The organism is Nonomuraea sp. B10E15, assembly GCF_039871615.1.
Lineage (GTDB): Bacteria > Actinomycetota > Actinomycetes > Streptosporangiales > Streptosporangiaceae > Nonomuraea.
This window is the reverse complement of the sequence record NZ_JBDPMB010000014.1, coordinates 20,160-45,416: the sequence shown is the minus strand read 5'-3', so window position 1 is coordinate 45,416 and position 25,257 is coordinate 20,160. Positions and strand designations below refer to the sequence as shown.

Sequence of the window (25,257 nt, the reverse complement as noted above, 5' to 3'; positions counted from 1 at the left end):
CTACGAAAATAGCCGCTACGACCGACAACTCGTGGCGGGCCGCCGTGGTCACTACGGCTAACGGCTGTTGAGGTAGGCGAGCACGGCCAGCACCCGCCGGTTGTCGTCGTCGGACGGCGCCAGGCCGAGCTTGCCGAAGATGGAGGCCGTGTGCTTGGCCACGGCGCTCTCGCTGAGGTAGAGGCGCTGGGAGATGGCCGCGTTGGACCGGCCCTCGGCCATGGCCTCCAGCACCTCGCGCTCGCGGGGCGTCAGCGCGGCCAGCGGCTCGTCCCTGGCGTTGCTGGCCAGCAGCTTGGCGATCACCTCGGGGTCCATGGCCGTGCCGCCCTCGGCGACCCGGCGTACGGCGTCGACGAACTGCTCGGCGTTGAAGACGCGGTCCTTCAGCAGGTAGCCGATCCCGCCCGAGCCGTCGGCCAGCAGCTCGCGGGCGTAGAGCTGCTCGACGTGCTGGGACAGCACGAGGACCGGCAGGCCCGGCACCTTCTCCCTGGCCGCCAGCGCCGCCTTCAGCCCTTCGTCGGTGAACGTGGGCGGCAGGCGCACGTCGACGATCGAGACGTCGGGGCGCAGCTCCACCAGGCCCTTGAGCAGCTCGGGCCCGCTCTCCACGGCCGCGACGACCATGAAGCCGTGGGCCTGGAGCAGGTGGACCAGCCCGTCTCTGAGCAGGTAGAGGTCTTCGGCGACGAGCACGCGGTTCTTCATCAGCAGAACACCTTGGCCGCTTGCTCGCCGGCGAGCAAGCGCTCGCGGTTGTGGGCGGCCGGGATCCGGATGGCCAGGACGTGCATGACGAGACCCACCGTGATCATGCCAATGATCGTAGGCCACTGCCAGAACTCCGGCATGTACAGCGCGAGGAACCAGGTCTTCTGCTCGACGCCCAAGGCCTTGAAGACGCCCGCCACGACCCCCTGCGGCATCGTCGGGCACCAGGCCGTCGCCCACAACATGACGACCGCCACCGTCTTCCAGCGCGGCATCTTGTGCAGGTCGCCCGCCCAGTGCTCGGGCAGCACCCGGGGCATCTCCATCGTCACGGTGGTGGGCCCGCCCGGCGGGCTGGACAGGGCGAGCACGCCGTCGAAGGCGGCCAGCCGCCGTTCGATGCCGGAAAGACCGGTGCCCTTCGACGGGTCGGCGCCGCCCATGCCGTCGTCGGTGACCGAGATGCGCAGGTGAGGGCCGTTGGCGCTGACGTCGACCAGCACCTTGCGGGCGTTGCCGTGCCGCGCCGCGTTGGAGAGCAGCTCGCTGACCGCGAAGTAGACCGCCGCCTCCACCGGCGCGTCGGGCCGGTGGGGCAGGTCGACGTCCACGGTGACGTCCATCGGGCTGTCCATGGCGAGCGCGCGGATGGCGTCGGCCAGCCCGCGCTCGGCCAGCACCGGCGGGTGGATGCCCCGGATGACCTGGCGCAGCTCCGTCAGCGTCTCGGAGGAGGCGTCCCTGGCCTTGGCCAGCAGCGCCTTGGCCGCCGTGGGGTCCTTGTCGACGAGTTGCTCGACGGCGCCCAGCGTCATGCCGATGGCCACAAGCCTGGCCTGCGTGCCGTCGTGCAGGTCGCGCTCGATCCTGCGCATCTCGGCCGCCTGGGAGTCGTTGGCCAGGTTGCGGGTGCGCTTGAGATGGCTCACCTGGCCCGCCAGGCGGCTGGCGGTGGTCGCGCCGAGCAGCAGCTCGCTCCACTGCGCGTAGAGGCGCAGCCCGCGCGCGGGAAGCACGATGAACAGCGGCACCAGCAGCGGCTTCACCACCACGTCGAGCACCAGCCAGAGCAGGTCCCGCCACGAGCCCGGGTCGGACAGCAGCCACTTCCACCGGTTGTTCCACTCCGGGATCCGTGGCGTCTTGTAGAGGGTGCGGTCGGAGCGGTACATGCCGTCGGCCTGCGGCACCGGGGGCGGCGGTGCCGGCAGGTACGGGGGCTCGATCTCGATGTCCGTCCACCTGCGCATCAGCCGCCGGTTCAGCTCCGCCAGGCGCCGGACCATCATCACCTGCCACGGGAACAGGAAGACCATGCCCAGGCCGAACGTCAGCAACATCATGAGCCCGGCCAGCGGGATCGCGGGCACCTCGAGGACAAGAAGCGCGAGGAGCACCAGAATCCGGCCGAAGCTTCGAAGCATGCCTCCAGTCTGGGGCAACGCCGCGCCAGGGTCACTGCATCTAAGTACACCCTTGGCGGGCATCCACCCGGATTCCCCGGAAGAGCACGGCTTCCTAGCGTCGATGGCATGAAAATCATCGAGGTCAGGAACCTGCGCAAGCAGTATCCGAACCACGTGGCGGTCGAGGACGTGTCCTTCGAGGTGGCGGAGGGCGAGATCTTCGGCATTCTCGGCCCGAACGGCGCGGGAAAGACCACGACGGTGGAGTGCGTGGCGGGCCTGCGGGCGCCGGACGGCGGCACCGTACAGGTGGCGGGGCTCGACCCCCAGCGTGACCGGATCGAGCTGCGGCGGGTGCTGGGCATGCAGCTGCAGAGCGCCGAGCTGCCGGAGAAGATCAAGGTGCGGGAGGCCATGGACCTGTACGCCTCCTACTACCCCGACCCCGCGGACTGGTCCGAGCTGATCGAGCAGGTCGGGCTCGGCGGCAAGCGCGACACCCTGTTCAAGGAGCTCTCCGGCGGGCAGCGTCAGCGGTTGTCGGTCGCGCTCGCGCTGGTGGGCAGGCCGCGCGTGGCGGTGCTCGACGAGCTGACGACGGGGCTCGACCCGCAGGCCCGCAGGGACACCTGGGAGCTCGTCGAGCAGGTACGCGATTCCGGGGTGACGATCGTGCTCGTCACCCACTTCATGGAGGAGGCCGAACGCCTCTGCGACCGGCTCGCGCTCATCGACGCCGGCAGGGTCGCCGCCACCGACACGCCGTCGGGGCTCATCGCGCAGGTGGGCGATGAGCAGCGGGTGAGGTTCCGGCCGTCCGCGCCCGTCGACGACGCCGTGCTGCTCGCCCTGCCCGAAGTGCGCGGGGTCACCAGGAGCGGCGACCAGATCGTGGTGACCGGCTCCGGCAACCTCGCCCCCACCGTCACCCTGGCGCTCGCCCAGCAGCAGATCGTGCCCGGAGACCTGCGTATCGAGCAGGCCACACTCGACGACGCGTTCCTCGCGCTCACCGGAAGGAAGCTCACGTGAAGAAGATGCTGATCGTGGAGACCAGGCTCTACCTGCGTGACTGGCCGTCGTTGTTGTTCACCGTCGGGCTGCCGGTCGGCCTCCTGCTCGTACTCGGCCTCAGCATCCCGTTCATGACCGAGGCGAACGCGTCGGGCGAGCGGCCGATGGACACGCAGATGCCCAGCATGATGACGCTGCTCGCACTGCTCACGCTCGCCTGCAACATCCTGCCCGCGGTGCTCACCACCTACCGCGAGCGGGGCGTGCTCAGGCGGATGTCCACCACGCCCGTGCATCCGGTGCGGCTGCTCGGCGTGCAACTGCTGATCAACCTGGTCGTCGGCGTGGTGTCCGCGGCCATCCTCATCTCGGCCGCGGCCGTGGTGTTCGGCTCGCCGCTGCCGGGGCAGCCGGTGGTCTTCGTCCTCGTGCTCCTGCTCGGCAGCGCCGCGCTGCTGGCCATCGGGCTGGTGATCGCCGCCCTCGCGCCGAACGGCAAGACCGCTCCGGGCATCGGCGCCGTGGTGATGTTCCCGCTGATGTTCCTGGGCGGGATGTGGGTGCCGCGCGACATCATGCCGGACGCGCTGCGCGCCGTCAGCGACTTCTCCGTGGCGGGGCCGTTCGCCCAGGCGCTCAAGGACGCCTGGGCCGGACAGTCTCCCGAGCTCGGGCACCTCGCGGTGGTGGCCGCCGGACTGGTGATCTTCGGTGGGCTGGCCGTACGGCTCTTCCGGTGGGAGTGAGGCTAGCGCGCGGCCCAGACAGGCGGCGCGCCGGTCACGTTGCTCATCAGCGAGTAGAGCGAGGTCGAGGCCGTGATGAACATGCGGTTGCGCTTGGGCCCGCCGAACACCAGGTTGGCGGTGAACTCGGGCAGCCTGAGGCGGCCGATCAGCGTGCCGTCGGGGTCGTAGCAGAGCACCGCCTTGCCCGCCGCGGTCCAGACGCGGCCGGTGTTGTCGAGGCGGATCCCGTCGAAGTTGTCGCTCTCGGTGCCCTCGGCGAACACCTCGCCGCCCGCGAGGGAGCCGTCGTCGCGCACGTCGAACACGCGTACGTGCCTGGCCCGCGTGTCGGCGACGTAGAGCCGGCTCTCGTCCAGCGAGAAGGCCAGGCCGTTGGGCCGGACGAAGTCGTCGGCCACGATGCGGACCTCGCCCGTCGCCGGATCCGCGCGATAGACGTGGCAGCCGTCGATCTCCTGCTCGGCCGCGTGGCCCTCGTAGTCGCTGAGGATGCCGTACGGCGGGTCGGTGAACCAGACGGAGCCGTCGGAGCGCACGACCGCGTCGTTGGGGCTGTTGAACCGCCTGCCCTGCCAGCGGTCGGCGATCACCGTGATCGAGCCGTCGTGCTCGGTGCGGGTGACCCGGCGGTTGCCGTGCTCGCAGGTGATCAACCGGCCCTCGCGGTCGAGGGTGTTGCCGTTGGAGTAGCCGGACGGTTGCCGGAAGACCCCGACCGCGCCGGTCGTCTCGTCCCAGCGGAGCATGCGTTCGTTGGGGATGTCGCTCCAGACGAGGAACCGGCCGGCCGGGAAGTAGACCGGGCCCTCCGCCCAGCGGGTGCCGGTGTGGAGGCGTTCGACCCTGTCGTCTCCTCCGATGGCGGCGAACCGCTCGTCGAGCACCTCGAACTCAGTGGGGATCGTGTCCGTCATGTCATCCACCATACGTAGTTCGGATCTTCCGACGAACTACGATATATCATCCTGCCGTGGACGATATCGACAGAATGCTGATCGGCCTGCTCCAGGACGACGCGACGCGGTCGTACGCGATGCTCGGCAAGGCGGTGGGGCTGTCCAGCGGCGCCGCGCACGAACGCGTGCGCAAGCTGCGCGAGCGCGGCGTCATCAGGCGCACGACGATCGAGGTCGACCAGGAGGCGCTCGGGCGCACGGTGACCGCGTACGTGCTGGTCGACGGCAACACGTGGATGGGCGACAGCGGGGACAGGCTGGCCGCGATCCCGGAGATCGAGGAGGCGCACGTCATCGCCGGGCCCGCGTCGGTGCTGCTCAAGGTGCGTACGAGCGGGCCCAAGGAACTGCAGGACCTGCTGCGCCAGGTCTTCCAGGTGGACGGGGTGACGGGCACGCAGACGGTCGTCGTCCTGCAGACCCTCTTCGAACGGACCCTCAAGTAAACTCCAGGTATGACGAAGGTCGCCTGGAACACACGAGAGCTCACCGTGGGCCAGCTCGCCGAGCGCAGTGGCGTCGCCGTCTCCGCCCTGCACTTCTACGAGTCCAAGGGCCTCATCACGAGCCGCCGTACGTCCGGAAACCAGCGCCGCTACACCCGCGACAGCCTGCGCAGGGTCGCCTTCATCAGGCTGGCGCAGCGCATCGGCATCCCCCTGAAGACCATCAAGGACGCCCTCAGCCGGCTGCCCGACGAGCGCACCCCCACCCGCGACGACTGGGCCAGGCTGTCGGCCGCCTGGCGCGGCGAGCTCGACGACCGCATCGAGCAGCTGCAGCGGCTGCGCGACGACCTCACCGAGTGCATCGGGTGCGGCTGCCTGTCGCTGGACCGGTGCCCGGTGGCCAACCCGTACGATCGGCTGGGCGACGAAGGGCCGGGCGCGCGGCGCATCGACACCCGGCTGTGCCCGCCTCAGACGGGTTGCTGTGACACAGGTGCCGCTACGACGGCTCCTTCCGCGGGGGGACGATGAGCGTGGGCCGGCCCGCGTGGTGCAGCACATGGTTGGAGACGCTGCCGAGCAGCACCGATCTGACCCCCGCCAGGCCGCGCGAGCCGATGACGACGAGGGAGGCGTCGATCTCGTCCGCCACGTCCACGATCTTCTTCCAGATCGACTCGTTGTCGGCCACCGCCCGATAGGTGACGTCGGCCATCCCTCCCGCGATCGCCAGCTCGGCCCCCGCCTTGGCGTGCTGCTCGGCCTGCGCGTGGGCCGCGTCCTCGGCACCCGCGTCGAACGCCGCCGCGGCCAGCGGATGTCTCTTGATCTGAACGAGCAGCGGCTCCCACACCGTGACCACGACGGTGGGCTGGGCGGTCAGGTGCTTGGCCGCGAACTCGATGGCGGCGCGCGAGTCGGCCGAGCCGTCGTAGGCGACAAGGATGGTCATGGCGTTCTTCCCTTCGCTTCGCTCTTTCAGCAGAGCACCGAAGCTCCACCGGTGAAGCACCGAAGCGATCGGGCGCCATTCCGGGGCCCGCTGTCTGCTTGGTCACACCGTCACGGGCGGACGGGATCGGCGTCCCCGCCATCGCGTGCCGCGATGTCGGCGGGGTAGCGAAGGCCGTCGAAGAGGAGCGCGGTGATCCGGGTGGCGTTCTCACGCCAGCCCTCCGTGGCGCGCAGGTTGCAGACGCCGCCCATGGCGCGCAGGAGAGTCTTGCCGTTGGTGTCGGTACGGATCGCGCCTGCCGCAGATCCGGCGGCGAGCAGGCGGTCGAGACTGGCGGCCATCTGTGAGCGCGCGTCGTCGAAGACCGGGGAGTCCGTCGCCATGATGCTCGCCAGCGCGGCGCCCATTCCCTTGCCGATCGCGGCGTGCTCCACCAGCAGGAGCAGGAATCGCCGCAGGGCCTCGCCAGGGGCGTGCTGCTCCAGGAGTCTCGGCGGCGCCGCGCAGAGTTCGGCGACCTCCTGCCGGTAGACCTCCTCGACGAGGGCTTCGCGCGTCTCGAAGTGGCGGTAGAGCGTGCCGACGGCGACGCCCGCCCGACGGGCGATGTCCTCGACGTGAGCACCGTCCTCGCCGGCGATGAAGGCGGCACGTGCCGCGGCGAGCAGAGCGGCCCGGTTCCGCTGGGCGTCGGCACGCAGTGACCGTGACGATGACAACAGTCCCTCCATAAGGTGAGTCGGGTTCAGTATAGTTTCCGGAGTCCGGTTCACTTTATCGAAGGAGCAGGAGTCATGACAGTGCCAGAAGAAGGCCTCAGGGGCCTGCGCGTGCTGGTCACCGGCGCGAGCCGCGGCCTGGGGGCGGCCACCGCCCGCCGCTTCGCCGAAGCCGGAGCGAACGTGCTGACCGCCTCGCGAAGCGTGCCCCCGGAGGGGTCTCCCGGCATCTTCATCCGCGCGGACCTCGCGAGCGCGCAGGGCGTGGCGGAACTCGCCCAGAGGGTGATCGACACCGTCGGCGGCGTCGACGTGCTGGTCAACAACGCGGGCGCGACGACCGGAGCGATACCGACGTTGGAGCGTTCCGACGAGGCATGGCGCTCCGACCTCGACATGAACCTGCTCAGCGCCGTCCGTCTCGACCGGGCCCTGGTGCCGGGGATGGTGGAGCGGGGCTCAGGGGTGGTCGTGCACGTCTCGTCGATCGCGAGCCGCCTGCCGCAACCGTCCGACGCCTCGTACGCGGCGGCCAAGGCGGCGCTCAACGCCTACAGCCGCGAACTCGCCATCGACGTGGGCAAGCATGGCGTACGCGTGGTGTGTGTCCTGCCCGGTTTCGTCACCACGGAGGGCGCGACGGAGCACCTCCAGCGGATCGCCGACAGGCAGGGCACCGGCCTGGAGGAGCTCAAGCAGCGGATCGTCGACCACCTCGACGTGCCGATGGGGCGGCCGGGCGAGCCCGAGGACGTCGCGGAGATGATCGCCTTCCTCGCCTCCCCCCGGGCGAAGTGGCTCACCGGCGCCCAGTTCCGGGTGGACGGAGGAATCATCCCGGCGGTGTGACCGCCCGCCTCCGGGTCGGCATTTGCCTAAAGCTATTAGGCAAATGCCTTATAGTTGTCGGCAGACAGGAGGAAGCTTATGGTGAGAGCAGGGCTGACCCCCGAACGGCTGACCCGGGCAGGAGCGGAACTGGCCGACGAGGTCGGCTTCGACCAGGTGACCGTTTCTGAGCTCGCCCGGCGGTTCGACGTCAAGGTCGCGAGCCTCTACTCGCACGTCAAGAACTCCCAGGAGCTCAAGACCAGGATCGCCCTGTTCGCCCTGGAAGAACTCGCCGACCGAGTGGCCGCCGCCCTGGCCGGGCGTGCCGGCAAGGACGCCCTGGCCGCATTCGCGGACGCCTACCGTGACTACGCACGCGAACACCCCGGCCGCTACGCCGCCGCCCGGCTCCGGCTCGACCCCGAGACGGCGGCCGCCAGCGCCGGCGTACGGCACTCGCAGATGACGCGGGCGATCCTGCGCGGCTACGACCTGACCGAGCCGGACCAGACGCACGCGGTCCGGATGCTGGGCAGCGTCTTCCACGGCTACGTCAGCCTGGAGACGGCCGGAGGCTTCAGCCACACTCCCGTCGGCACGCAGGAGTCCTGGGCCTGGATCCTGGACTCCCTCGACGCCCTGCTCCGCGACCGGGCCACGTCCTGACCCGCACCGTCGCGACGGCGGATGAACGCTTCGAAGAACGGCAGAGATAATGATCACCGATTGGATCACCACGCCCGTCACCGCGGACCTGCTGCGCGGTTTCCTCGACGTGGAGACGACCGCGCACGGCCTGCTGCCGCACCGGCTGCCCGCCCGGGCGCGCCGGCAGATCCCCGACGACCGGCTGGCCATGGCCGAGGCGCAGCCCTCCGGCGTACGGTTGGCCCTCCGCACCCGCGCCACCACGATCGAACTGGACACCCTGCCCACCAAGCGGGTCTACCAGGGGTTCCCGCCCCCGGCCGACGGCGTGTACGACCTGCTGGTCGAGGGAACCCTCGCCGCCCAGGCCACGGTGGCCGGCGGCCGAGTCCACACGATCACCGACATGGTCACCCAGTCCGCAGAGGTGCGTGAGGGACCCGCCGGCACCGCCCGGTTCACCGGCCTGCCCGCAGGTGACAAGGACGTCGAGATCTGGCTCCCGCACACGGAGATCACCGAGCTGATCGCCTTGCGCACCGACGCCCCTGTCGAGCCGGCACGAGACAGCGGGCGCAGGGTGTGGCTGCATCACGGCAGCTCCATCAGCCACGGCTCGAACGCCGCCCACCCGACCGCGACCTGGCCGGCCCTGGCAGCCGCCGGAGGCGAAGCGGAACTGGTCAACCTGGGGTTCGGTGGCAGCGCGCTGCTGGACCCGTTCACCGCCCGCGCGATGCGCGACACCCCCGCCGACCTGATCAGCGTCAAGCTCGGCATCAATGTCGTCAACGGCGACGTGATGCGGCTGCGTGCCTTCACCCCCGCGGTCCACGGCTTCCTGGACACCATCCGCGAGGGGCATCCGACCACTCCGCTGCTGGTCGTCTCCCCCATCCTGTGCCCGGTCCAGGAGGACACCCCCGGCCCGCTCGCGCCCGACTACGACGGCGTGACCCTGCGGTTCAAGGCCACGGGCGACCCGGCAGAGCGCGCCGCCGGGCGCCTGACACTGAACGTCGTCCGCGACGAGCTCGCGCGGATCGTCGACCAGCGTAGGGCCGACGACCCGAACCTGCACTACCTCGACGGCCGTGCCCTGTACGGCGAGAGCGACTACGCCGAATTCCCGCTGCCCGACGCGATCCACCCCGATCCCGCAGGGCACCGCCGCATCGGCGAGAACTTCGCGCGGCTGGTCTTCGGCGACGGCGGCCCTTTCGCCGCGAAGACCGGCTGACGGCACCGGCCCGGCCGCGCGGCCCTTGGCGAGCCGCTAGTGCTGGGCCATGTCGACGAACCGGCTGTAGTGGCCCTGGAACGCCACCGTCACGGTGGCGGTGGGGCCGTTACGGTGCTTGGCCACGATCAGGTCGGCCTCGCCCGCCCTGGGCGACTCACGCTCGTAAGCGTCCTCCCGATGCAAAAGGATCACCATGTCGGCATCCTGCTCGATAGAACCACTTTCGCGCAGATCGCTCACTTGGGGGCGTTTGTCGGTGCGTTGTTCGGGGCCTCGGTTGAGCTGGGAGATCGCGATGACGGGGACCTCGAGCTCCTTGGCCAGCAGCTTGATGGCACGGGAGATCTCGGAGACTTCGTTCTGGCGGCTCTCGACCCTCTTCGGCGAGCTCATCAGCTGGAGGTAGTCGATGACCACGAATCTCAGGTCGTTACGCTGCTTGAGCCGCCGGCACTTGGCCCGGATCTCCATCATCGACATGTTGGGCGAGTCGTCGATGAACAGCGGCGCCTCCGCCACCTCGCTCATCCGGCGGGCCAGGCGGGTCCAGTCGTCGTCGCCCATCATGCCGGAGCGCATGGCGTGCAGCGCGACCCTCGCCTCGGCGGACAGCAGGCGCATGGTGATCTCGTTACGGGACATCTCCAGCGAGAAGATGACCGTGGTCATCCCATGCTTGATAGCCGCAGACCGGGCGAAATCCAGACCGAGCGTGGATTTGCCGATGGCCGGGCGGGCGGCCACGACGATCATCTGGCCGGGGTGGAGGCCGTTGGTGAGCTGGTCGAGGTCCTGGAAGCCGGTGGGCACGCCGACCATCTGGCCGCCGCGGCTGCCGATGGCCTCCAGCTCGTCGAGGGCGCCGGGCATGATGTCGGCCAGCGGTGCGTAGTCCTCGGACGTGCGGCGCTCGGTGACCTTGTAGATCTCGGCCTGGGCGCGGTCGACGAGGTCGTCGACCTCTTCGTTCTGGCCGCCGTAGCCGTAGGAGACGATGCGGGTGCCGGCCTCGATGAGGCGGCGGAGGATGGCCTGCTCCCGGACGATCTTGGCGTAGTAGCCGGCGTTGGCGGCGGTGGGGACGACGGCCGTGAGCGTGTGGAGGTAGGCGGCGCCGCCGACCCTGGCCATCTCACCGCGCTTCTGCAGCTCGTCGAAGACGGTGACCGCGTCGGCGGGCTCGCCCCGGCCGTAGAGGTCGGTGATGACGTCGTAGACCATCTGGTGGGCGGGGCGGTAGAAGTCGTCGGAACGCAGGATCTCCACGACGTCGGCGATGGCGTCCTTCGACAGGAGCATGCCGCCGAGCACCGACTGCTCCGCGTCGATGTTGTGCGGCGGGGTGCGCTCGAAGCCTGGACCTGCGCCACCGGTCTCTTCGTCAATGCTCACCGCGCCCCCTCGAACCTCGCAGGCGGTCGCACCACCCCCACTTGTAGTCGACCGGTCTGACAGTTTCGCGGAGTCGCGGTCAGTCGGCAACGTGGCCTGTGGACAACCTTGTGGTCAAGCTGTGCACTATCGCCCCCAGCCTGTGAAAGGCCTGTGGACGGGGCTGGGGATAACTCTTTCGGGTTTCCGCAGCGACCGTCCTGAGCTGGGAAAAGACCGTCCACCGGCTGTGGAGGGAAGAAAGTTTCCCCGACATGCCGTGTAAGGCTCATAATGGACTAGTGCCCATTACCTCCAGAGACCGGGAGATTCTGCGACTGGCTGTGCCCGCGTTCGGCGCGCTGGTCGCCGAGCCGCTGTTCCTGCTGGCCGACTACGCCATCGTGGGACACGGCCTGGGCACCACCGCGGTGGGCGCGCTGGGCGTGGCGGGCGCGGTCCTCACCACGCTGGTCAACCTGTGCGTCTTCCTCGCCTACGGCACCACGGCCTCCGTGGCCCGGCAGACGGGCGCCGGCAACCACGACCGGGCCATGCGCAACGGCGTGGACGGGATCTGGCTGGCGCTGGGCATCGGCGTCGCGCTGATCGCCGTGTGCTGGCCGCTCGCACCGGCCATCGTGGAGGTGTTCGGGGCGGCTCCGGAGCAGAGCGCGGAGGCGGTGACGTACCTGCGGATCAGCCTGCTCGGCGCGCCCGGGATGCTGGTCGTGCTGGCGGGCACGGGCGTGCTGCGCGGCCTGCAGGACACGGTCACGCCGCTGGTGGTGGCCGTGGGCTCGTTCGCGCTGAACGCGGCACTCAACGCGTGGTTCGTGCTGGGGCTCGGGTGGGGCATCGCCGGGTCGGCCTGGGGCACCGTGCTCGCGCAGACGCTCGGCGCGGCCGTCTACCTCGTCGTGGTGGTCAGGGGCGCGCGGCGGCTCGGTACGGCGCTGACGCCCCGGCTCGAAGGGCTCAGGCAGGCGGGCACGGCCGGGTTCGCGCTGCTCATCCGTACGGCATGCCTGCGAGTCGTGCTGCTCGTGGCCACCATGGTCGCCACCAGGATGGGCCAGGCCGAGCTGGCCGCGTTCGCCATCGCCACCCAGGTGTGGACGCTGCTCGCCTTCGCCCTCGACGCCATCGCCATCGCCGGGCAGGCCATCACGGGGCGCTCGCTCGGCGCGGGCGACGTCGCCGCCACCAGGGCCGCGACCAGGCGCATGGTCCAGTGGGGCATCTGGTCGGGCATCGTGCTCGGCGTGCTCGTCATCGCGGCGCGGCCGCTGCTGCCCGGGCTGTTCGACGCCGACCCCGCGGTCACCGCGCTGCTGCTGGCCGTGTTGTGGCCGGTGGCGCTGTTCCAGCCGGTGTGCGGGGTGGTGTTCGTGCTGGACGGCGTGCTGATCGGCGCGGGCGACCAGCGTTACCTCGCGTGGGCGGGGGTGTGGACGACGCTGGCCTACCTGCCTGCCGCCCTCCTCGCCGCCGGTGTCGGCGTGGTCGCTCTCTGGTGCGCGCTCGGGGTGTGGATGTTCGCACGCCTGATCACCCTGGTACGCCGGGCCGCCGGCACTGCCTGGCTGGTGACCGGGGCGTGATCTGCTCGTGCTTGCCGCCGCCCACAAGGTGAGACATGGTGGGCTCCCTGAGGGGTGTTCGGTGTCCACGATTCTGCGACGACTGCCGCCTTCCGAGGCGACCGGGCTGCGCACAGGCGCGCGGCACAGCCTGGCCGAGGTCTACCGCCCGGCCGACCTCGTGGTGCTCGGTTTCGGGGTGATGATCGGCGCGGGCATCTTCAGCATCGCCGGCCGGCAGGCCGCCACCACGGCGGGTCCCGGCGTGATCCTCTCGTTCATGATCGCGGGCATCGCGTGCCTGCTCGCCTGTCTGTGCTACGCCGAGCTGGCCTCCACGATGCCGGCCTCCGGCAGCGCCTACACCTTCACGTACGTCATCTTCGGCGAGGTCTGGGCGTGGATCATCGGCTGGGCGCTGATCCTGGAGCTGCAGTTCGCCGTGGCCGTGGTGGCCAGGGCGTGGGCCTCGATCACGGTCGGGGCCATCGCCGCCTTCGGCGTGCGCGTGCCGGACGCGGAGCTCGTGAGCGACGTGCTGGTGCTCGCGATCCTGCTCGTGCTCACCGGCGTCGTCGCGCTCGGCGCGCGGGTCGGGCTGCGGGCACTGTGGATCATGGTGTCGGCCAAGCTGCTGGCCGTCGGGGCGGTCATCGTCGTGGGCCTGACCCAGGTCGACGTGGCGAACATCGGCGAGTTCCACGTGCCGCCCAGGACGCTGCCGACCCCGCCCGCCACCGTGCTGGAGATCGTGGTCGGGCAGAGCCAGGCGTTCGGCTGGTTCGGCATCTTCGCGGCGGCCTCGGCCATCGCGTTCGCGTACATCGGGTTCGACGTGCTCGCCACCGCGGCCGAGGAGACCGTGAACGCCTCCAGGGCCGTGCCCAAAGGCATGATCCGCAGCCTGGTGCTCACCACGGTCATCTACCTCGCGGTCGCCCTGGTCATGGTGGGCATGGTGTCGTACACGCGGATCTCGGTGGAGGCGCCGCTGTCCAGCGCGTTCCGCGCGGCGGGCGTCGACTGGATGGTGCACGTCATCGACGTGGGCGCGGTGCTGGGCCTGACGACCGTGATCCTGGTGCTGATCGTGGGGCAGACCCGGGTGCTGTTCTCGATGGCCCGCGACGGGCTGATCCCCAGGAGCCTGGCCTCCGTCAGCCGCCGCTACCACACACCCACCAGGGTGACGTTGCTGATCGGGTTCGTGGCGATCATGCTGGCCGAGTTCGTGCCGGTGGTCACGATGCAGGAGCTCGTGGTGATCGGCGCGCTGTTCGCGTTCCTGTTCGTCTCTGCGGGGGTGATCGTGATGCGGCGGCGCATGCCCGGCCTGGAGCGCGGATTCCAGGTGCCGTTCTCGCCGCTGCTGCCCGCGCTCTCCCTGGTGGCCACCCTCTGGCTCATGGTCAACCTGCGGCTGCTGACCTGGGCGTGGTTCGTCCTGTGGATGGCCTTCGGCCTGCTGGTCTACCTCGTGTACGGCCGCCGCCACAGCCTGCTGGCCCGGCCCCGCGACCCGGTCGAGCCGCCCCGCGGGCGGCACCGGCGCTAGAACCGTCCCGATTCGAGCACGCTGCGCAGGAACTCCCTGGTACGCGCGTTCTCCGGCTCGGTGAAGATCTGCTCAGGCGGCCCCTTCTCCAGCAGCACGCCCCCGTCGAGGAAGCACACCGTGTCCGAGATGTCGCGGCAGAAGCCCATCTCGTGGGTGGTGAGGACCATCGTCATCCCCGACTCCTTGAGCTCCCTGATGATGCCCAGCACCTCGACCACCAGCTCGGGGTCGAGTGCCGAGGTGACCTCGTCGAGCAACATCAGCCGCGGCTGGGTGGCCAGCGCCCTGATGATGGCCACCCGCTGCTGCTGGCCGCCGGAGAGCTGGTCGGGGTAGGCGCGCGCCTTGTCCGCCAGCCCGAACCTGGCCAGCAGGTCATGAGCCTGCTCCTCCGCCTGCCCCTTCGCCACCCGGTGCACCTGCCGGGGCGCCAGCGTGACGTTGTCGAGCACGGTCATGTGCGGGAACAGGTTGAACGCCTGGAACACGATGCCCAGCCGCTTGCGCACGTCGTCGACGTTCGCGCGCGGGTCGGTGATCTCGTCGCCGTCGAGGTGGATCGTGCCGTCGTCCACGGTCTCCAGCAGGTTGACGCAGCGCAGCAACGTCGACTTGCCCGAGCCCGACGCGCCGATCAGGCTCACCACCTCGTGCGGCCGCACGTCCAGGTCGATGCCGCGCAGCACGCCGTGCCCGCCGAAGAACTTCCACACCCCGTCGATGGAAAGGACGCTCATGCGCCACGCCTCCTGCGCGTACGGGCGGCCAGATGGTCGGTGAACCTCGCCATGGGGATGGTGAGCAGGATGAACAGCAGCGCGGCGGCGAGGTAGGGCGTGTAGTTGAACGTGCTGGCCGCGTGGATCTGCGCCTGCCGCAGTGCCTCCAGCGGCCCGATGGTGGCCACCAGCGCCGTGTCCTTCTGCAGCGAGACGAAGTCGTTCAGCAGCGGCGGCACCACCCTGCGCGTCGCCTGCGGCAGCACCACGAACCGCATGGTCCTGACATGGCTCAGCCCGAGCGAGCGGGCCGCGGCCACCTGGCTGGGATGGATCGACTCGATGCCCGAGCGGAACACCTCCGCCACGTACGCGCCGTAGGAGAGGGTCAGCGCGATGATGCCCAGCGTGGCCAGGTCGGTGGGAATGCCCTGCAGGTTGAGGGCGGGCAGCCCGAACCCCACCAGATAGATCACCAGAATCGTCGGCACGCCGCGGAAGATGTCGGTGTAGAGCGTGGCCAGCGCCCGGATCGGGAAGAACGCGGGCGTCCTGATGCCTCTGGCCAGCGCCACCAGCAGCCCCACGATCAGGATCAGCGGCTCGGCGATCAGAAAGATCTTGATGTTGAGCAGGAACCCGCTCAGCACGTCGGGCAGCGCCTCGCGGAACTCGCCGAAGTCGAAGAACGTCTCCCGCACCCGCGGCCAGCCCGGCGAGCTCGTCACGATCCACACGACCATGACGACGAAGACGACCGTCGAAGCCGTCGCGATGGAGGCCGTGCGGCGACTGCGCGACCTGCGCATCCGCTCGCGCTCGGCCTGCCGCTCCGACTTGACCCACTCGCTCACCGAGGGATCACTTCAGCTCGGGCGCGCCCGCCGCCGAGCCGAGCCACTGCTGCTCGATCCTGGCCAGCTCGCCCTTCGACTTCAGCGCGTCCACCGCCTTGTCGACGCAGGACTTGAGCGCGCTGCCCTTCTCCATGACCAGCCCGAACTCCTCCGGCGTGCCGCCCGTCGAGCTGAACTGGCCCACGATCTTGGCGTTGTCCACCTGCGCGGCCGTCACGTAGAACGCCGTCGGCAGATCGACGACGATCGCGTCGACCTGCTCGTTCTTCAGCGCGTTCACGGCGTCCACCTGCTCGTTGTAGACGTTGGGGTCCTTGCCGGGCTGGATGACGCTCCTCACCGCGTCGAGCGAGGTCGTCCCCACCTGTACGCCGATCTTCGCGTCCTTCAGCTCGGCCAGGCTCTTCGCCCCGGCCACCTTGCCCCCGTCGACCGCCACGACGGCCTGCTTGACCGTGTAGTAGCCCTTGCTGAAGTCGACCGCCTTGGCCCGGTCAGGCGTGATGGACACCTGGTTGATGTCGAAGTCGAACTGCTTCTTGCCCGGCGCGTACGCCGAGTCGAACTTGACCGTGCTCCACTGCACCTCGGTGCGGTCGAAACCGAGCTCACCCGCCACGGCGAACGCCACCGCGCTCTCGAAACCCTGCCCGTTGCTCGGGTCGTCGTCCTTGAACCACGGCTCGTAGGCCGGCTTGTCGGTGCCGACGGTCAGCTTGCCGGGGGTGACGAGCTGGAGTTGCTCCTTGGCACACGCGGTGGACGCGGTCGGGGCGGCCGCCGTGTCGTCAACGGGTGCGCAACCAACGACCGCCACCGCGAGTGCGAGCAGCATGAGGGGACGGGCCATGGCCGAGCCTCCAGGGGGACGTGCGAGAGAACGACGGCATTCTACGCTGCCCGAGTAGGGTATTTCGTTCACGGGTGCCCTTTCACCACGGCAATCGGGCAACGTGGGCTCGCGTCACGGCGCTCAGCCGGTGACGGGTCAGAGGCCGTTTCCTGGAGGGCCCCCAGCCGAAGTGCGGCGGGTGGCGGGCCACGGCAGCGCGTAAGGGGAGGAAGGCAGCACTCTGTGCGGCGGGCGTGACGGATGGATACGGCACACCCGCACGGGCTCGCCGTGAAACGAAAAGGCCCCCGCATGGAGCGGGGGCCTTCGCGCAGGTCAGCCTGCGACGACCTCGACGTCGATCGAGGCGGACACCTCGGGGTGCAGCTTGACGGTGACCTTGTGCGAGCCGACGCTCTTGATCGCGTTGACGATCTCGATGCGGCGGCGGTCGACGATCGGGCCGCCGGCGGCCTTGACGGCCTCGGCGATGTCGCCCGTCGTGATCGAGCCGAACAGGCGGCCGGACTCGCCGGCGCGGGTGGCCAGGCGCACGCGCAGGGCGCCGAGCTGGCCGGCGACCTCCTTGGCGGTGCCGAGGTCGCGGATCTCGCGAGCGTCGCGGGCCTTCCTGATGGTCTCGATCTGCTTCTCGGCGCCGCGCGTCCAGCGCATGGCGTAGCCGCGCGGGATGAGGTAGTTACGGCCGTAGCCGTCCTTCACCTCGACGACGTCGCCAGGGGTGCCGAGGCCGGAGACCTCGTTGGTGAGGATGAGCTTCATGTCGACATGCCTCCTTAGCGCGCCGTGCTCGTGTAAGGCAGCAGGGCCACCTCACGGGCGTTCTTGATCGCGGTCGCCACGTCGCGCTGGTGCTGGGTGCAGTTGCCCGTCACCCGGCGGGCACGGATCTTGCCGCGGTCGGAGATGAACTTCCGCAGCAGCGCCGTGTCCTTGTAGTCGACGTAGGAGATCTTGTCATGGCAGAACAGGCAAACCTTCTTCTTGGGCTTGCGCAGTGCCGGCTTGGCCATCGTGGTGCTCCTCTCAGAGCCCCGCACCAGGGCGGGAATGGACAGTCATCCGCTCGCGCGGATCTTGGGTGTTAGAAGGGCGGTTCGTCGCTGAAGTCGTTGCCGCCGCCGCCGAAACCGCCGCCCTGCTGGCCGCCGCCTCCACCGCCGAAGCCGCCACCGCCACCGCCACCGCCCTGGGGCGGGGCGGGCGTCGCGGAGGCCCAGGGGTCGTCGGCCGGGCCGCCGAAGCCGCCGCCGCCACCCTGGCGGGAGGTGCGGTTGACCTTGGCGGTGGCGTTACGCAGAGACGGGCCGACCTCGTCGACCTCGACCTCGTAGACCGTGCGCTTCTCGCCTTCCTTGGTCTCGTAGGACCGCTGCTTGAGCCTCCCCTGCACGATGACCCGCATGCCGCGCTGGAGGCTCTCGGCGGCGTTCTCCGCCGCCTGCCGCCACACGTTGCAGGTCAGGAAGAGGCTCTCGCCGTCTTTCCACTCGTTGGTCTGGCGATCCATGAACCGCGGAGTGGATGCGATGCGGAATCGAGCCACCGCTTGCCCCGTCGGGGTGAAGCGCAGCTCCGGGTCGTCGACAAGGTTGCCGACAAGGGTGATTACGGTGTCGCCTGCTGCCATGGCTAGCGCTCGCCTTCCTGCACGCCTTCGCTTGGGTTTCGGCTCAGACTACGGTCCCGGCCCGACAGAATGCCGGGCAACGAGCTTGCTCAGTGCACGTCGGGACGCAGGACCTTGGTGCGGAGGATGCCCTCGTTGAGGTTCATCTGCCGGTCGAGCTCCTTGACCGTCGCGGGCTCCGCGGACAGGTCGATGACGGCGTAGATGCCTTCGGACTTCTTGTCGATGTCGTAGGCGAGACGGCGACGGCCCCAGACGTCGACCTTCTCCACGGTGCCGCCGTCGTTGCGGACCACGGTGAGGAACTGGTCGAGGGACGGCGCGACGGTGCGCTCATCGAGCGAAGGGTCCAGAATGACCATTACTTCGTAACGACGCATGCGGGACTCCAACCTCCTCTGGACTCTTGCGGTCACGACACTCTGCCGTGACAGGAGGACGCTGACGTCTGAGCCCTGGCGCCCCTTTCGGCGCCCGGGGGTGATGGGTCATCCATCACAACGCAGCGTGCCCAAGGTTACCAGCCTCGACAAGGTGGGAAAGCCTTTAGGAAACCGAGGGGGTGGTGGTTGTGCCACACGTGCTTCAGCCCTCCGAACAGGAGCGGTTCCGTCTCAGGCTCAACAGCGACGGACGTGCGCACCCGCTGGAGAACACGCTGGCCGTCGTCACACTGGTCTGCGGCGTGGTGGCGTTCGTGGCGACGTTCTGGGCTTCCGCGCACATGATCGCGTCCTGGTTCGGCACGCTGGGGTTCGGCGTCGGTCTCTACTCTCAGTACATCTCGGCGACCACGCCGCAGCGCACGCTGAACGTCGTCGGGCTCGTGGGGGCGTTCGTGGGCGCCGCGCTCGGCATCGCCCACGGCGGCTTCCTTCCCTATCCGTGAGCCCTTCGCCAGGTCAACGGTCCCGGCGTCCCCGATCGGGGCCGTCATTGATGCGGACTTATCCGCTGATGTGCAGGTCTATTCCGAGCAGCACCAGGAACCAGAGGAAGACGGAGAGCAGCGCCTCTGCGAGATCCTTGAGGAGTCCTGGGGTGATGTAGTCGTAGACCCATGCGACGTAGATGCCGATGACCACGTAGATCAAGATGATCAGCGCTCGTAAGCGCCAGCGGCTCATGGTTTCTCCTCGGATCGGGGGTACCAGGCGACTGCCCCGGCGCGCCCTGGTCAAACGGATAAGCTCGGTGACATGGTGCGCATCGGAGCTCACGTCGACCAGGACGACCCCGCCGCTCACGCCGAGGAGGTGGGGGCCGAGGTGGTGCAGTTCTTCCTCGGCGACCCCCAGGGCTACAAGAAGCCCGTGCTGCCCGCCAAACCGGTCGAGGGCGTTGACATCTACATCCACGCCCCCTACCTCGTCAACGTCGCCACCACCAACAACCGCATCAGGATCCCGAGCCGCAAGCTGCTGCAGCAGCACCTCACGGCGGCCGCGGAGATCGGCGCCAAGGGCCTCATCGTGCACGGCGGCCACGTCGGCAAGGACGACGATCCCCAGACCGGGTTCGACAACTGGCGCAAGGTGTTCGAGCGCATGGAGTGCCCCATCCCCGTGCTGATCGAGAACACCGCGGGCGGCGGCAACGCGATGGCGCGCAAGCTGGAGCGCATCGCCCGCCTGTGGGACGCGCTCGACGGGTTCGACGTGGGTTTCTGCCTCGACACCTGCCACGCCCACGCGGGCGGCGAAGAGCTGGTCGACCTGGTCGACCGGGTCAAGGCCATCACCGGCCGGATCGACCTGGTCCACTGCAACGACTCCCGCGACGCCTTCGACTCCGGCGCCGACCGCCACGCCAACCTGGGCAAGGGGAAGATCGACCCCGAGTTGATCCTGGCGGTCTGCCGGGCGGCCGCGGCGCCCGTCGTGGTGGAGACGCCGGCCGAGGGCCAGGCCGACGACATCGCCTTCCTGAGGAAGAACCTCTAGGGAAAACACACAGCCTGTGGATAACTTCCCTGGATTACCGAGGAAAGAAAGGGGGTAGAAAGATCAGCCTGCCCACGCGCCATCGAGGAACCGGGCGGCGTTGACCAGCATGAGCGGCCCCGAGATCAGGGCATAGAGGGCCAGCACCCACGCCTTCCTGGTCATCACCTTGGCGACCAGCACCCACACGGGAAACCACAGCAGCAGCGAGCGCGGGATCGACAGGTAGTACGCCGACGTCATCAGCGCCGCCGCCTGCGCCCCCGTGTAGACCAACTCGCTCCACCGGCGCAACACGAGCAGCCAGACCAGCGCCGCGACCGCCACCACGGCCCCCACGATCTCCATCCTGAAGGCCACCGCGAAGTCGTCGGCGCCCATGGCGGAGTGCCAGGTCGTCCGCCACGCCTCCCACGGCCACACGAAGTCACGCCCCCACCCGGCCTCCTGCGCGTGCTTCCAGGCCAGCCAGTCACCCGTCCTGCTGTAGTGGTAGGACGAGTACGCCACCAGCGGGACGAAGGGCACCGCCAGCCATCCGGCCCGGCGCGGCGCCTCCTTCTTCGTGACGAACTCCACGATGAGAGCGACCGCCAGGAACAACCCGGTGATCCGCACGCATGAGGCGCCCGCGGCCAGCAGCGCCGCCGCGGGCCAGCGTCCCTGCCTGGCGGCCAGCCACGCGGGGACGGCGAAGGCCAGGAAGAGCGACTCGCTGTAGCCCGCGGCCAGGAACACCGCCATCGGGAAGAGCAGCAGCGCCAGCACCGCCATCCAGCCGGAGGCGCCCTCGAACTCGGTCAGCCGGGCCAGCGCCATCATGGCGACCGCCCCGGCGGCCAGCGAGACCAGCAGCCCGGCCGCCGCCCAGTCGGGGACGACCAGGTAGACCATGCGCAGCGCCGCGGGCAGCCCGGGGAAGAACGCGGGCAGCCCTTCGTCCACCGGCCTGCCCGGCTCGCCGTCGTAGCCGTACTGGGCGATCGTGATGAACAGCGTGGCATCCCACTTGCGCCACCTGTCCAGATATTCGCCCAGCGTCACACCGAGCACGGTCGCCAGCAGCAGCCCCGCCCGCGAGCCGCACCACAGCAGCAGCGCGTCCCGGCCGGACGAGCGTGTGATCATCGGGTGATGGACGCCAGGGTGAAGCGGTCACGCGCGTCGGCGAACACGCCGCCCGCCTGGTCGTCGAGCCCGGCCTGCCGCACCACGTCCTTGTCGGGGCGCAGGATGTCGCGCACCACCAACGCCATCATGATGCCGATCGTGATGACCCGCCCCCAGACGGCGGTGAAGTAGGTGTCGTCGCCGATGCCCAGGTCGTCCCTGCTGAGCGGCGGCTGCGCGAGCAGGTAGAGCCAGATGGCGACGAAATACCACACCTCGGCGAGCTGCCACAACGCCAGCGGCTTCCAGTTGGGCCTGGCCAGCACGGCGAACGGCACCAGCCAGAGCACGAACTGCGGCGACCACACCTTGTTCGTCATCATGAACGCGGCCAGCGCCAGGAAGCAGATCTGCGCCAGCCTCGGCCGGCGCGGCGCGGCCAGCGTGAGCACGGCGATGCCGAGGCACAGGACGGCCAGTGACGCCATGCCGAGCGTGCTGACGTCGGCCTCGCCGAGGACCGGCCAGCCCTTGTTCTGGAAGAACAACCACGGCGAGCCCCAGTCGACGCCGCGTTCCTGGGAGAAGACGTAGAACCGGCGCCAGCCGTCCCATGCGAGGACCATGAAGGGCAGGTTGACCACCAGCCACGCGGCGGCGGTCGAGCCCATGGTGACCAGGAACGGCCGCCATCGCCCCGTCCGCCAGGTGAGCAGGAACAACGCGCCCACGAACATCAGCGGATAGAACTTCGTGGCGATCGCCAGCCCGAGCAGCACCCCGGCCAGCACCTGACGTTTGCGTGCCCAGGCCAGCAGCATGCCCATGGACAACGCGCCCGCGATGAGATCCCAGTTGATGTACGCGGCCAGCACCACGGCGGGCGCGACGGCGTACCAGAGCGGGTCCCACCGCCGTGTGGGTCCGGCCACCGCGGCCATCAGCAGCACGCCGGCCACGAGGGAGACGCCGAGCAGGATGACCGTCAGGTCGTAGAACCTGACCGCCTGGGCCACCTGGTCGGGCTCCAGCCACCGGACGATCCAGCTGAACGCCTGCATGACCTCACCCAGCACCACCGGGTATTCGACCTGCTTGTCGAACGGCACATCGGCGAAGTAGGGGTTCTGGGTGGCCAGCTGCCTGTCGAAGTAGAGCGGGTAGATGTCGGTGTAGCAGAAGTTGGTGTACGTCGAGATCTGGTCGTTCCAGCCGCCGGTGCGGCACGGCAGCCGGACGATGTACGCGAGAGACGCCCCCAGGGCCGCGAACAGCCCCAGGGGAAGGTACGGGATGGCTCGCGCCACCAGCGGCGCGCGCACCTCCGTGCTCGTCACTGGCCCTCGAGCCTGCCGTTGGCCGGCCCCGGGCCCGCGGCTCTCCTGTCGGGCCCGTTGTCACCGCCCGCGACGTTCGGGTCGTCGATCTCGGGGAACCCGTCGTCGGCCGGCGGCGGATCGTCGATGGTGGGCTCGTCGCCGGTGTCGCCGTCGCAGCCGATGAGGCAGTCGGGATCGTCGCCGGTCTCGTCGTCGAAGGGGTTCTCGCCGTCGTCGAACGGGTTCTCCGGCGTCTTCGTCGGCGTGGGCGTCGGGCTCGGCACGATGTTCTCCGGCGTGCCGATCTCGGCCTTCTCGGGGAACTCCTCGACCGGCTTGCCCTCGTGCGCGGCCAGCATGAACCGCTGCCAGGCGATCGTGGGCGGGCCCGCGCCCTCGAAGCCCAGGGACACTTCGTACGGTCTGGTGTACGGGTTGTTGACGTCGTACTTCTTGCTTGCCTTGCCCTTGGGCGTGATGGGGCAGTTGGAGTGCAGCGGCGGGACGACCTTGCCGCTCTTCGTCCTGCACTCCTCGCGGTAGAACCCGACGGCGGTGGAGATCTGCGGCGTGTAGCCGACGAACCAGGCGCCGTTCTCGTCGTTGTTGGTGCCGGTCTTGCCGGCGGCCGGCCTGTTGCCCAGGCCCTTGCCCGCCGCGGTGCCGTTGCGCAGCACCGCCGCCATGGCGACGGTGGAGTCGGCGGCCACTCCGGGGTCGATGACCGACTTGGTGAGCTGCTGCTCGGGGTAGGCGACCTGGCCGTTCTGCTCGACCTTCTGCACGACGTGGTAGCGGGTGTATTTCCCGGCGTTGGCGAAGATGGAGTAGCCGGCGGCCTGCTCGACCGGCGTCACCGGGGCGCTGCCGATGGCGAACTGGTAGTGGTGCTCCTCGATGTCGGCTGTCATGGCCTTCTCGTTGAACCCGGCCGCCACGACGAGGTTCTTCACGTCGTCGAGCTGGTTGGGCAGCGCGTACGCCATGGAGACGAAGGCGGTGTTGACCGACTGGGCGGTCGCCTTGACCACGTCGACGGCCCTGCCGACGTTGTGGCTGTTGGTGATGCCGCCCTTCTGCTGCCCCGGCAGCTCCTTCGGCACGGTCTCGTTGCCCGGCACGTAGCTGCTGAGCGAGTAGCCGGCCTGCAGCCAGGCGGCCAGCACGTACGGCTTGAACGCCGACGCGGCCTGCTTCTTCGACTCGAAGGCTTCGTTCCACGGGTCGTTGACGTAGTTGTCGCCGCCGTAGAAGGCGATGACGCGGCCGTTCTTCGGGTTGACCGCGGCCAGGCCGCCGTGGAACTCCTTCGACATGCCCTGCATCGTGGTCTTCATGGCCTGCCGGGCGGCCTTCATCAGTTTCCTGTCGAAGGTCGAGGTGATCTTGAAGCCGCCGCTCTCGACCTCGTCGCGGGTCAGGCCGCGCGATTCCAGCTCGTTCAGCACCTGCCGCACCATGTAGCCCCTGTCACCGCCCAGGGAGTTGCTGCTGGTGCTCTTCCTCGTCTTGGGGAACTTAGCGGTCTGCGGGAGCTGGCCGTATTTCTCGGGCCAGAGCTCGGCCATCCTCTTGATGGTCTGGTTGAAGCGGTATTTCAGCGCCGGGGAGTCGGGTTCCCAGGCCGGCTGCTGGATCCGCGCGGCGAGGTAGGCGCCCTGCTCGGGGGACAGCTTCGCGGCGGTCATCCTCTTGCCGAAGTAGGCCCGCGCGGCGGCCTGGACGCCGTACGCGCGGCCGAAGTTGACGGTGTTGAGGTAGTTGCGCAGGATCTCGTCCTTGGTCAGCGTGTCGTCGAGCTTGACCGCGACGAAGATCTCCTTGATCTTTCGTTCGATGGACACTTCCTGGCTGAGGCCGTCGTAGTAACCGCGGGCCATCTGCTGGGTGATGGTCGAGGCGCCCTGCAACTGCTGACCGGTCGCGGTCATCCACACGGAGCGCGCCATGCCGGAGAAGGAGATGCCGGAGTCCTCGTAGAACGTGTCGTTCTCGATGGCGATCGCGGCGTCCTTGACGCTGTCGGCCATCTCGTTGATCTCGACGCTCTCGCGCGGCATGCCCAGCCTGGCGATCTCGGTCTTGCCGTCGTTGTAGTAGATGGTGCTCTGCTGCGCGGTCGCCTCCGCCTGCACGGTCGTCGGCACCGGGGTGTTGGCGTACGCCACCATGACCATGCCGAACATGCCGGCCGCGAGCACCACGACGCCGGCCACGACGATTTTCCAGCTCGGCACGAACCTGCGCCAGCCGCCCCGGCCGCCGCCGCCCTTCTTGACGGGCGGTCCCGGAGGCTCGGGCGGTCCGCCCTGCCCCCTTCTGCGGCGCCGCGGCGCGTCGCTGACCATCGTCTCCTGGTTACCGAGCGTGCGCGACTCCTCGCGCGAGCGGGAGCGCGGCGGCGGCTGGTCGCCGCGCTCGCCCGCCGGGTCGCCGCGTCGAGGAGGCTCGTCGTACGGCTGTGCGGCCATGGCGCCGGTCTGCTCGTACGCCGCCTCAGGACGTCGGGCCTCCGGCTCCTCGCCCCAGCCGGGTCCGCCGGTTTGGCGAGAGGAACCTTGGGGCACAGAACGGGATGAGTTGGAGCGACGGCGCCTTCCTTGGCGTGCCGTCCCCTCATTCATGCTGTT

The 25,257-nt window shown here is 69.4% G+C and carries 28 protein-coding genes; 11 read left to right on the top strand and 17 right to left on the bottom strand.

Annotated elements, in window-relative coordinates; all coding sequences use genetic code 11:
• Positions 1 to 57: 57 nt before the first annotated feature.
• Positions 58 to 711, bottom strand: coding sequence for a response regulator transcription factor (locus ABGB14_RS31900; RefSeq protein WP_347647543.1), 654 nt, complete (start codon positions 709 to 711; stop codon positions 58 to 60).
• On the bottom strand, positions 711 to 2,138 hold the full coding sequence (locus ABGB14_RS31895; RefSeq protein WP_347647542.1) for a histidine kinase: 1,428 nt from the start codon (positions 2,136 to 2,138) through the stop codon (positions 711 to 713). The genes ABGB14_RS31900 and ABGB14_RS31895 overlap by 1 nt, the downstream gene beginning before the upstream one ends.
• A 108-nt stretch (positions 2,139 to 2,246) precedes the next feature.
• Here ABGB14_RS31895 and ABGB14_RS31890 point away from each other — a divergent pair, with 108 nt between their 5' ends.
• Complete coding sequence (locus tag ABGB14_RS31890; RefSeq protein ID WP_347647541.1) at positions 2,247 to 3,152, top strand: ABC transporter ATP-binding protein; 906 nt, start codon at positions 2,247 to 2,249, stop codon at positions 3,150 to 3,152.
• 5 nt (positions 3,153 to 3,157) lie between these two features.
• Positions 3,158 to 3,880, top strand: coding sequence for an ABC transporter permease (locus tag ABGB14_RS31885; RefSeq protein WP_347647712.1), 723 nt, complete (start codon positions 3,158 to 3,160; stop codon positions 3,878 to 3,880).
• 2 nt (positions 3,881 to 3,882) lie between these two features.
• Here ABGB14_RS31885 and ABGB14_RS31880 read toward each other — a convergent pair whose 3' ends face one another.
• A complete protein-coding gene (locus ABGB14_RS31880; RefSeq protein WP_347647540.1) occupies positions 3,883 to 4,797 on the bottom strand; it encodes an SMP-30/gluconolactonase/LRE family protein in 915 nt (304 codons plus the stop codon).
• A 56-nt stretch (positions 4,798 to 4,853) separates the two neighbouring features.
• Here ABGB14_RS31880 and ABGB14_RS31875 point away from each other — a divergent pair, with 56 nt between their 5' ends.
• Together ABGB14_RS31875 and soxR are read left to right on the top strand one after the other, a co-directional pair.
• Positions 4,854 to 5,285, top strand: a complete 432-nt coding sequence (locus ABGB14_RS31875) for an Lrp/AsnC family transcriptional regulator (RefSeq protein ID WP_347647539.1) — start codon at positions 4,854 to 4,856, stop codon at positions 5,283 to 5,285.
• A 9-nt stretch (positions 5,286 to 5,294) separates the two neighbouring features.
• Positions 5,295 to 5,819, top strand: a complete 525-nt coding sequence (gene soxR, locus ABGB14_RS31870; RefSeq protein ID WP_347647538.1) for a redox-sensitive transcriptional activator SoxR — start codon at positions 5,295 to 5,297, stop codon at positions 5,817 to 5,819.
• Here soxR and ABGB14_RS31865 read toward each other — a convergent pair.
• Together ABGB14_RS31865 and ABGB14_RS31860 are read right to left on the bottom strand one after the other, a co-directional pair.
• On the bottom strand, positions 5,788 to 6,240 hold the full coding sequence (locus ABGB14_RS31865; RefSeq protein ID WP_347647537.1) for a universal stress protein: 453 nt from the start codon (positions 6,238 to 6,240) through the stop codon (positions 5,788 to 5,790). The two genes, soxR and ABGB14_RS31865, sit on opposite strands and share 32 nt — an antisense overlap.
• Before the next feature lie 110 nt (positions 6,241 to 6,350).
• Positions 6,351 to 6,962, bottom strand: coding sequence for a helix-turn-helix domain-containing protein (locus ABGB14_RS31860; protein ID WP_347647536.1), 612 nt, complete (start codon positions 6,960 to 6,962; stop codon positions 6,351 to 6,353).
• 75 nt (positions 6,963 to 7,037) lie between these two features.
• On the opposite strand from ABGB14_RS31860, the gene ABGB14_RS31855 reads away from it, so the two are divergent.
• The 3 genes from ABGB14_RS31855 to ABGB14_RS31845 all read left to right on the top strand — a co-directional run bounded on the left by ABGB14_RS31855 (position 7,038) and on the right by ABGB14_RS31845 (position 9,681).
• Entirely contained in the window at positions 7,038 to 7,811 is a 774-nt protein-coding gene (locus ABGB14_RS31855; RefSeq protein WP_347647535.1) for an oxidoreductase, read from the top strand.
• A 78-nt stretch (positions 7,812 to 7,889) separates the two neighbouring features.
• Positions 7,890 to 8,459, top strand: coding sequence for a TetR/AcrR family transcriptional regulator (locus tag ABGB14_RS31850; RefSeq protein WP_347647534.1), 570 nt, complete (start codon positions 7,890 to 7,892; stop codon positions 8,457 to 8,459).
• Between the two features lie 49 nt (positions 8,460 to 8,508).
• Positions 8,509 to 9,681 carry a GDSL-type esterase/lipase family protein gene (locus tag ABGB14_RS31845; protein WP_347647533.1) on the top strand — a complete coding sequence of 391 codons (1,173 nt, stop codon included), beginning with the start codon at positions 8,509 to 8,511 and terminating at the stop codon, positions 9,679 to 9,681.
• A gap of 36 nt (positions 9,682 to 9,717) precedes the next feature.
• Here the strand turns inward: ABGB14_RS31845 and dnaB are convergent, their stop codons facing one another.
• Positions 9,718 to 11,076 carry a replicative DNA helicase gene (gene dnaB / locus ABGB14_RS31840; RefSeq protein ID WP_347647532.1) on the bottom strand — a complete coding sequence of 453 codons (1,359 nt, stop codon included), beginning with the start codon at positions 11,074 to 11,076 and terminating at the stop codon, positions 9,718 to 9,720.
• A 281-nt stretch (positions 11,077 to 11,357) separates the two neighbouring features.
• Here dnaB and ABGB14_RS31835 point away from each other — a divergent pair, with 281 nt between their 5' ends.
• On the top strand, positions 11,358 to 12,659 hold the full coding sequence (locus tag ABGB14_RS31835; protein WP_347647531.1) for an MATE family efflux transporter: 1,302 nt from the start codon (positions 11,358 to 11,360) through the stop codon (positions 12,657 to 12,659).
• A gap of 61 nt (positions 12,660 to 12,720) precedes the next feature.
• Positions 12,721 to 14,193: an amino acid permease gene (locus tag ABGB14_RS31830; RefSeq protein ID WP_347647530.1), complete on the top strand. Its 1,473-nt coding sequence runs from the start codon at positions 12,721 to 12,723 to the stop codon at positions 14,191 to 14,193.
• Here the strand turns inward: ABGB14_RS31830 and ABGB14_RS31825 are convergent.
• The 7 genes from ABGB14_RS31825 to rpsF all read right to left on the bottom strand — a co-directional run bounded on the left by ABGB14_RS31825 (position 14,190) and on the right by rpsF (position 18,635).
• The gene (locus tag ABGB14_RS31825) at positions 14,190 to 14,933 is read right to left on the bottom strand and encodes an amino acid ABC transporter ATP-binding protein (RefSeq protein WP_347647529.1); all 744 of its coding nucleotides are present in this window, start codon (positions 14,931 to 14,933) and stop codon (positions 14,190 to 14,192) included. The genes ABGB14_RS31830 and ABGB14_RS31825 overlap by 4 nt on opposite strands.
• On the bottom strand, positions 14,930 to 15,769 hold the full coding sequence (locus ABGB14_RS31820; protein WP_347647528.1) for an amino acid ABC transporter permease: 840 nt from the start codon (positions 15,767 to 15,769) through the stop codon (positions 14,930 to 14,932). Before ABGB14_RS31820 ends, ABGB14_RS31825 begins: the two co-directional genes overlap by 4 nt.
• 7 nt (positions 15,770 to 15,776) lie before the next feature.
• On the bottom strand, positions 15,777 to 16,622 hold the full coding sequence (locus ABGB14_RS31815) for an ABC transporter substrate-binding protein (protein ID WP_347647527.1): 846 nt from the start codon (positions 16,620 to 16,622) through the stop codon (positions 15,777 to 15,779).
• A 318-nt stretch (positions 16,623 to 16,940) separates the two neighbouring features.
• Positions 16,941 to 17,387: a 50S ribosomal protein L9 gene (rplI, locus tag ABGB14_RS31810; RefSeq protein ID WP_347622957.1), complete on the bottom strand. Its 447-nt coding sequence runs from the start codon at positions 17,385 to 17,387 to the stop codon at positions 16,941 to 16,943.
• A 14-nt stretch (positions 17,388 to 17,401) separates the two neighbouring features.
• Complete coding sequence (rpsR, locus tag ABGB14_RS31805) at positions 17,402 to 17,638, bottom strand: 30S ribosomal protein S18 (RefSeq protein ID WP_020543048.1); 237 nt, start codon at positions 17,636 to 17,638, stop codon at positions 17,402 to 17,404.
• A 71-nt stretch (positions 17,639 to 17,709) separates the two neighbouring features.
• On the bottom strand, positions 17,710 to 18,255 hold the full coding sequence (locus tag ABGB14_RS31800; RefSeq protein WP_347647526.1) for a single-stranded DNA-binding protein: 546 nt from the start codon (positions 18,253 to 18,255) through the stop codon (positions 17,710 to 17,712).
• A gap of 89 nt (positions 18,256 to 18,344) precedes the next feature.
• The gene (gene rpsF / locus ABGB14_RS31795) at positions 18,345 to 18,635 is read right to left on the bottom strand and encodes a 30S ribosomal protein S6 (RefSeq protein WP_026214314.1); all 291 of its coding nucleotides are present in this window, start codon (positions 18,633 to 18,635) and stop codon (positions 18,345 to 18,347) included.
• 191 nt (positions 18,636 to 18,826) lie between these two features.
• Here rpsF and ABGB14_RS31790 point away from each other — a divergent pair, with 191 nt between their 5' ends.
• Positions 18,827 to 19,144, top strand: a complete 318-nt coding sequence (locus ABGB14_RS31790; RefSeq protein WP_347647525.1) for a hypothetical protein — start codon at positions 18,827 to 18,829, stop codon at positions 19,142 to 19,144.
• A 58-nt stretch (positions 19,145 to 19,202) separates the two neighbouring features.
• Here the strand turns inward: ABGB14_RS31790 and ABGB14_RS31785 are convergent, their stop codons facing one another.
• Positions 19,203 to 19,382, bottom strand: a complete 180-nt coding sequence (locus tag ABGB14_RS31785) for a hypothetical protein (protein ID WP_132597084.1) — start codon at positions 19,380 to 19,382, stop codon at positions 19,203 to 19,205.
• 72 nt (positions 19,383 to 19,454) lie between these two features.
• Between ABGB14_RS31785 and ABGB14_RS31780 the strand changes: the two genes are divergently transcribed.
• On the top strand, positions 19,455 to 20,198 hold the full coding sequence (locus ABGB14_RS31780; protein WP_347647524.1) for a deoxyribonuclease IV: 744 nt from the start codon (positions 19,455 to 19,457) through the stop codon (positions 20,196 to 20,198).
• A gap of 63 nt (positions 20,199 to 20,261) precedes the next feature.
• Here the strand turns inward: ABGB14_RS31780 and ABGB14_RS31775 are convergent, their stop codons facing one another.
• Genes ABGB14_RS31775 through ABGB14_RS31765 form a run of 3 tightly spaced genes read right to left on the bottom strand, consistent with a single transcriptional unit; the run spans position 20,262 to position 25,098 of the window.
• Positions 20,262 to 21,326 carry a mannosyltransferase family protein gene (locus ABGB14_RS31775; RefSeq protein WP_347647523.1) on the bottom strand — a complete coding sequence of 355 codons (1,065 nt, stop codon included), beginning with the start codon at positions 21,324 to 21,326 and terminating at the stop codon, positions 20,262 to 20,264.
• Entirely contained in the window at positions 21,323 to 22,645 is a 1,323-nt protein-coding gene (locus tag ABGB14_RS31770; RefSeq protein WP_347647522.1) for a glycosyltransferase 87 family protein, read from the bottom strand. Before ABGB14_RS31770 ends, ABGB14_RS31775 begins: the two co-directional genes overlap by 4 nt.
• Positions 22,642 to 25,098: a transglycosylase domain-containing protein gene (locus ABGB14_RS31765; protein ID WP_347647521.1), complete on the bottom strand. Its 2,457-nt coding sequence runs from the start codon at positions 25,096 to 25,098 to the stop codon at positions 22,642 to 22,644. Before ABGB14_RS31765 ends, ABGB14_RS31770 begins: the two co-directional genes overlap by 4 nt.
• Between the last annotated feature and the right edge of the window lie 159 nt (positions 25,099 to 25,257).

Coding starts and splice junctions, on each gene's coding strand:
- ABGB14_RS31780 (WP_347647524.1), top strand. CDS start 19,455: ATGGTGCGCATCGGAGCTCACGTCGACCAGGACGACCCCGCCGCTCAC.
- ABGB14_RS31890 (WP_347647541.1), top strand. CDS start 2,247: ATGAAAATCATCGAGGTCAGGAACCTGCGCAAGCAGTATCCGAACCAC.
- ABGB14_RS31775 (WP_347647523.1), bottom strand. CDS start 21,326: ATGATCACACGCTCGTCCGGCCGGGACGCGCTGCTGCTGTGGTGCGGC.
- ABGB14_RS31765 (WP_347647521.1), bottom strand. CDS start 25,098: ATGGCCGCACAGCCGTACGACGAGCCTCCTCGACGCGGCGACCCGGCG.
- ABGB14_RS31845 (WP_347647533.1), top strand. CDS start 8,509: ATGATCACCGATTGGATCACCACGCCCGTCACCGCGGACCTGCTGCGC.
- ABGB14_RS31900 (WP_347647543.1), bottom strand. CDS start 711: ATGAAGAACCGCGTGCTCGTCGCCGAAGACCTCTACCTGCTCAGAGAC.
- ABGB14_RS31895 (WP_347647542.1), bottom strand. CDS start 2,138: ATGCTTCGAAGCTTCGGCCGGATTCTGGTGCTCCTCGCGCTTCTTGTC.
- rpsR (WP_020543048.1), bottom strand. CDS start 17,638: ATGGCCAAGCCGGCACTGCGCAAGCCCAAGAAGAAGGTTTGCCTGTTC.
- soxR (WP_347647538.1), top strand. CDS start 5,295: ATGACGAAGGTCGCCTGGAACACACGAGAGCTCACCGTGGGCCAGCTC.
- ABGB14_RS31880 (WP_347647540.1), bottom strand. CDS start 4,797: ATGACGGACACGATCCCCACTGAGTTCGAGGTGCTCGACGAGCGGTTC.
- rpsF (WP_026214314.1), bottom strand. CDS start 18,635: ATGCGTCGTTACGAAGTAATGGTCATTCTGGACCCTTCGCTCGATGAG.
- ABGB14_RS31785 (WP_132597084.1), bottom strand. CDS start 19,382: ATGAGCCGCTGGCGCTTACGAGCGCTGATCATCTTGATCTACGTGGTC.
- ABGB14_RS31825 (WP_347647529.1), bottom strand. CDS start 14,933: ATGAGCGTCCTTTCCATCGACGGGGTGTGGAAGTTCTTCGGCGGGCAC.
- ABGB14_RS31865 (WP_347647537.1), bottom strand. CDS start 6,240: ATGACCATCCTTGTCGCCTACGACGGCTCGGCCGACTCGCGCGCCGCC.
- ABGB14_RS31815 (WP_347647527.1), bottom strand. CDS start 16,622: ATGGCCCGTCCCCTCATGCTGCTCGCACTCGCGGTGGCGGTCGTTGGT.
- ABGB14_RS31850 (WP_347647534.1), top strand. CDS start 7,890: ATGGTGAGAGCAGGGCTGACCCCCGAACGGCTGACCCGGGCAGGAGCG.
- rplI (WP_347622957.1), bottom strand. CDS start 17,387: ATGAAGCTCATCCTCACCAACGAGGTCTCCGGCCTCGGCACCCCTGGC.
- ABGB14_RS31885 (WP_347647712.1), top strand. CDS start 3,158: ATGCTGATCGTGGAGACCAGGCTCTACCTGCGTGACTGGCCGTCGTTG.
- ABGB14_RS31800 (WP_347647526.1), bottom strand. CDS start 18,255: ATGGCAGCAGGCGACACCGTAATCACCCTTGTCGGCAACCTTGTCGAC.
- ABGB14_RS31855 (WP_347647535.1), top strand. CDS start 7,038: ATGACAGTGCCAGAAGAAGGCCTCAGGGGCCTGCGCGTGCTGGTCACC.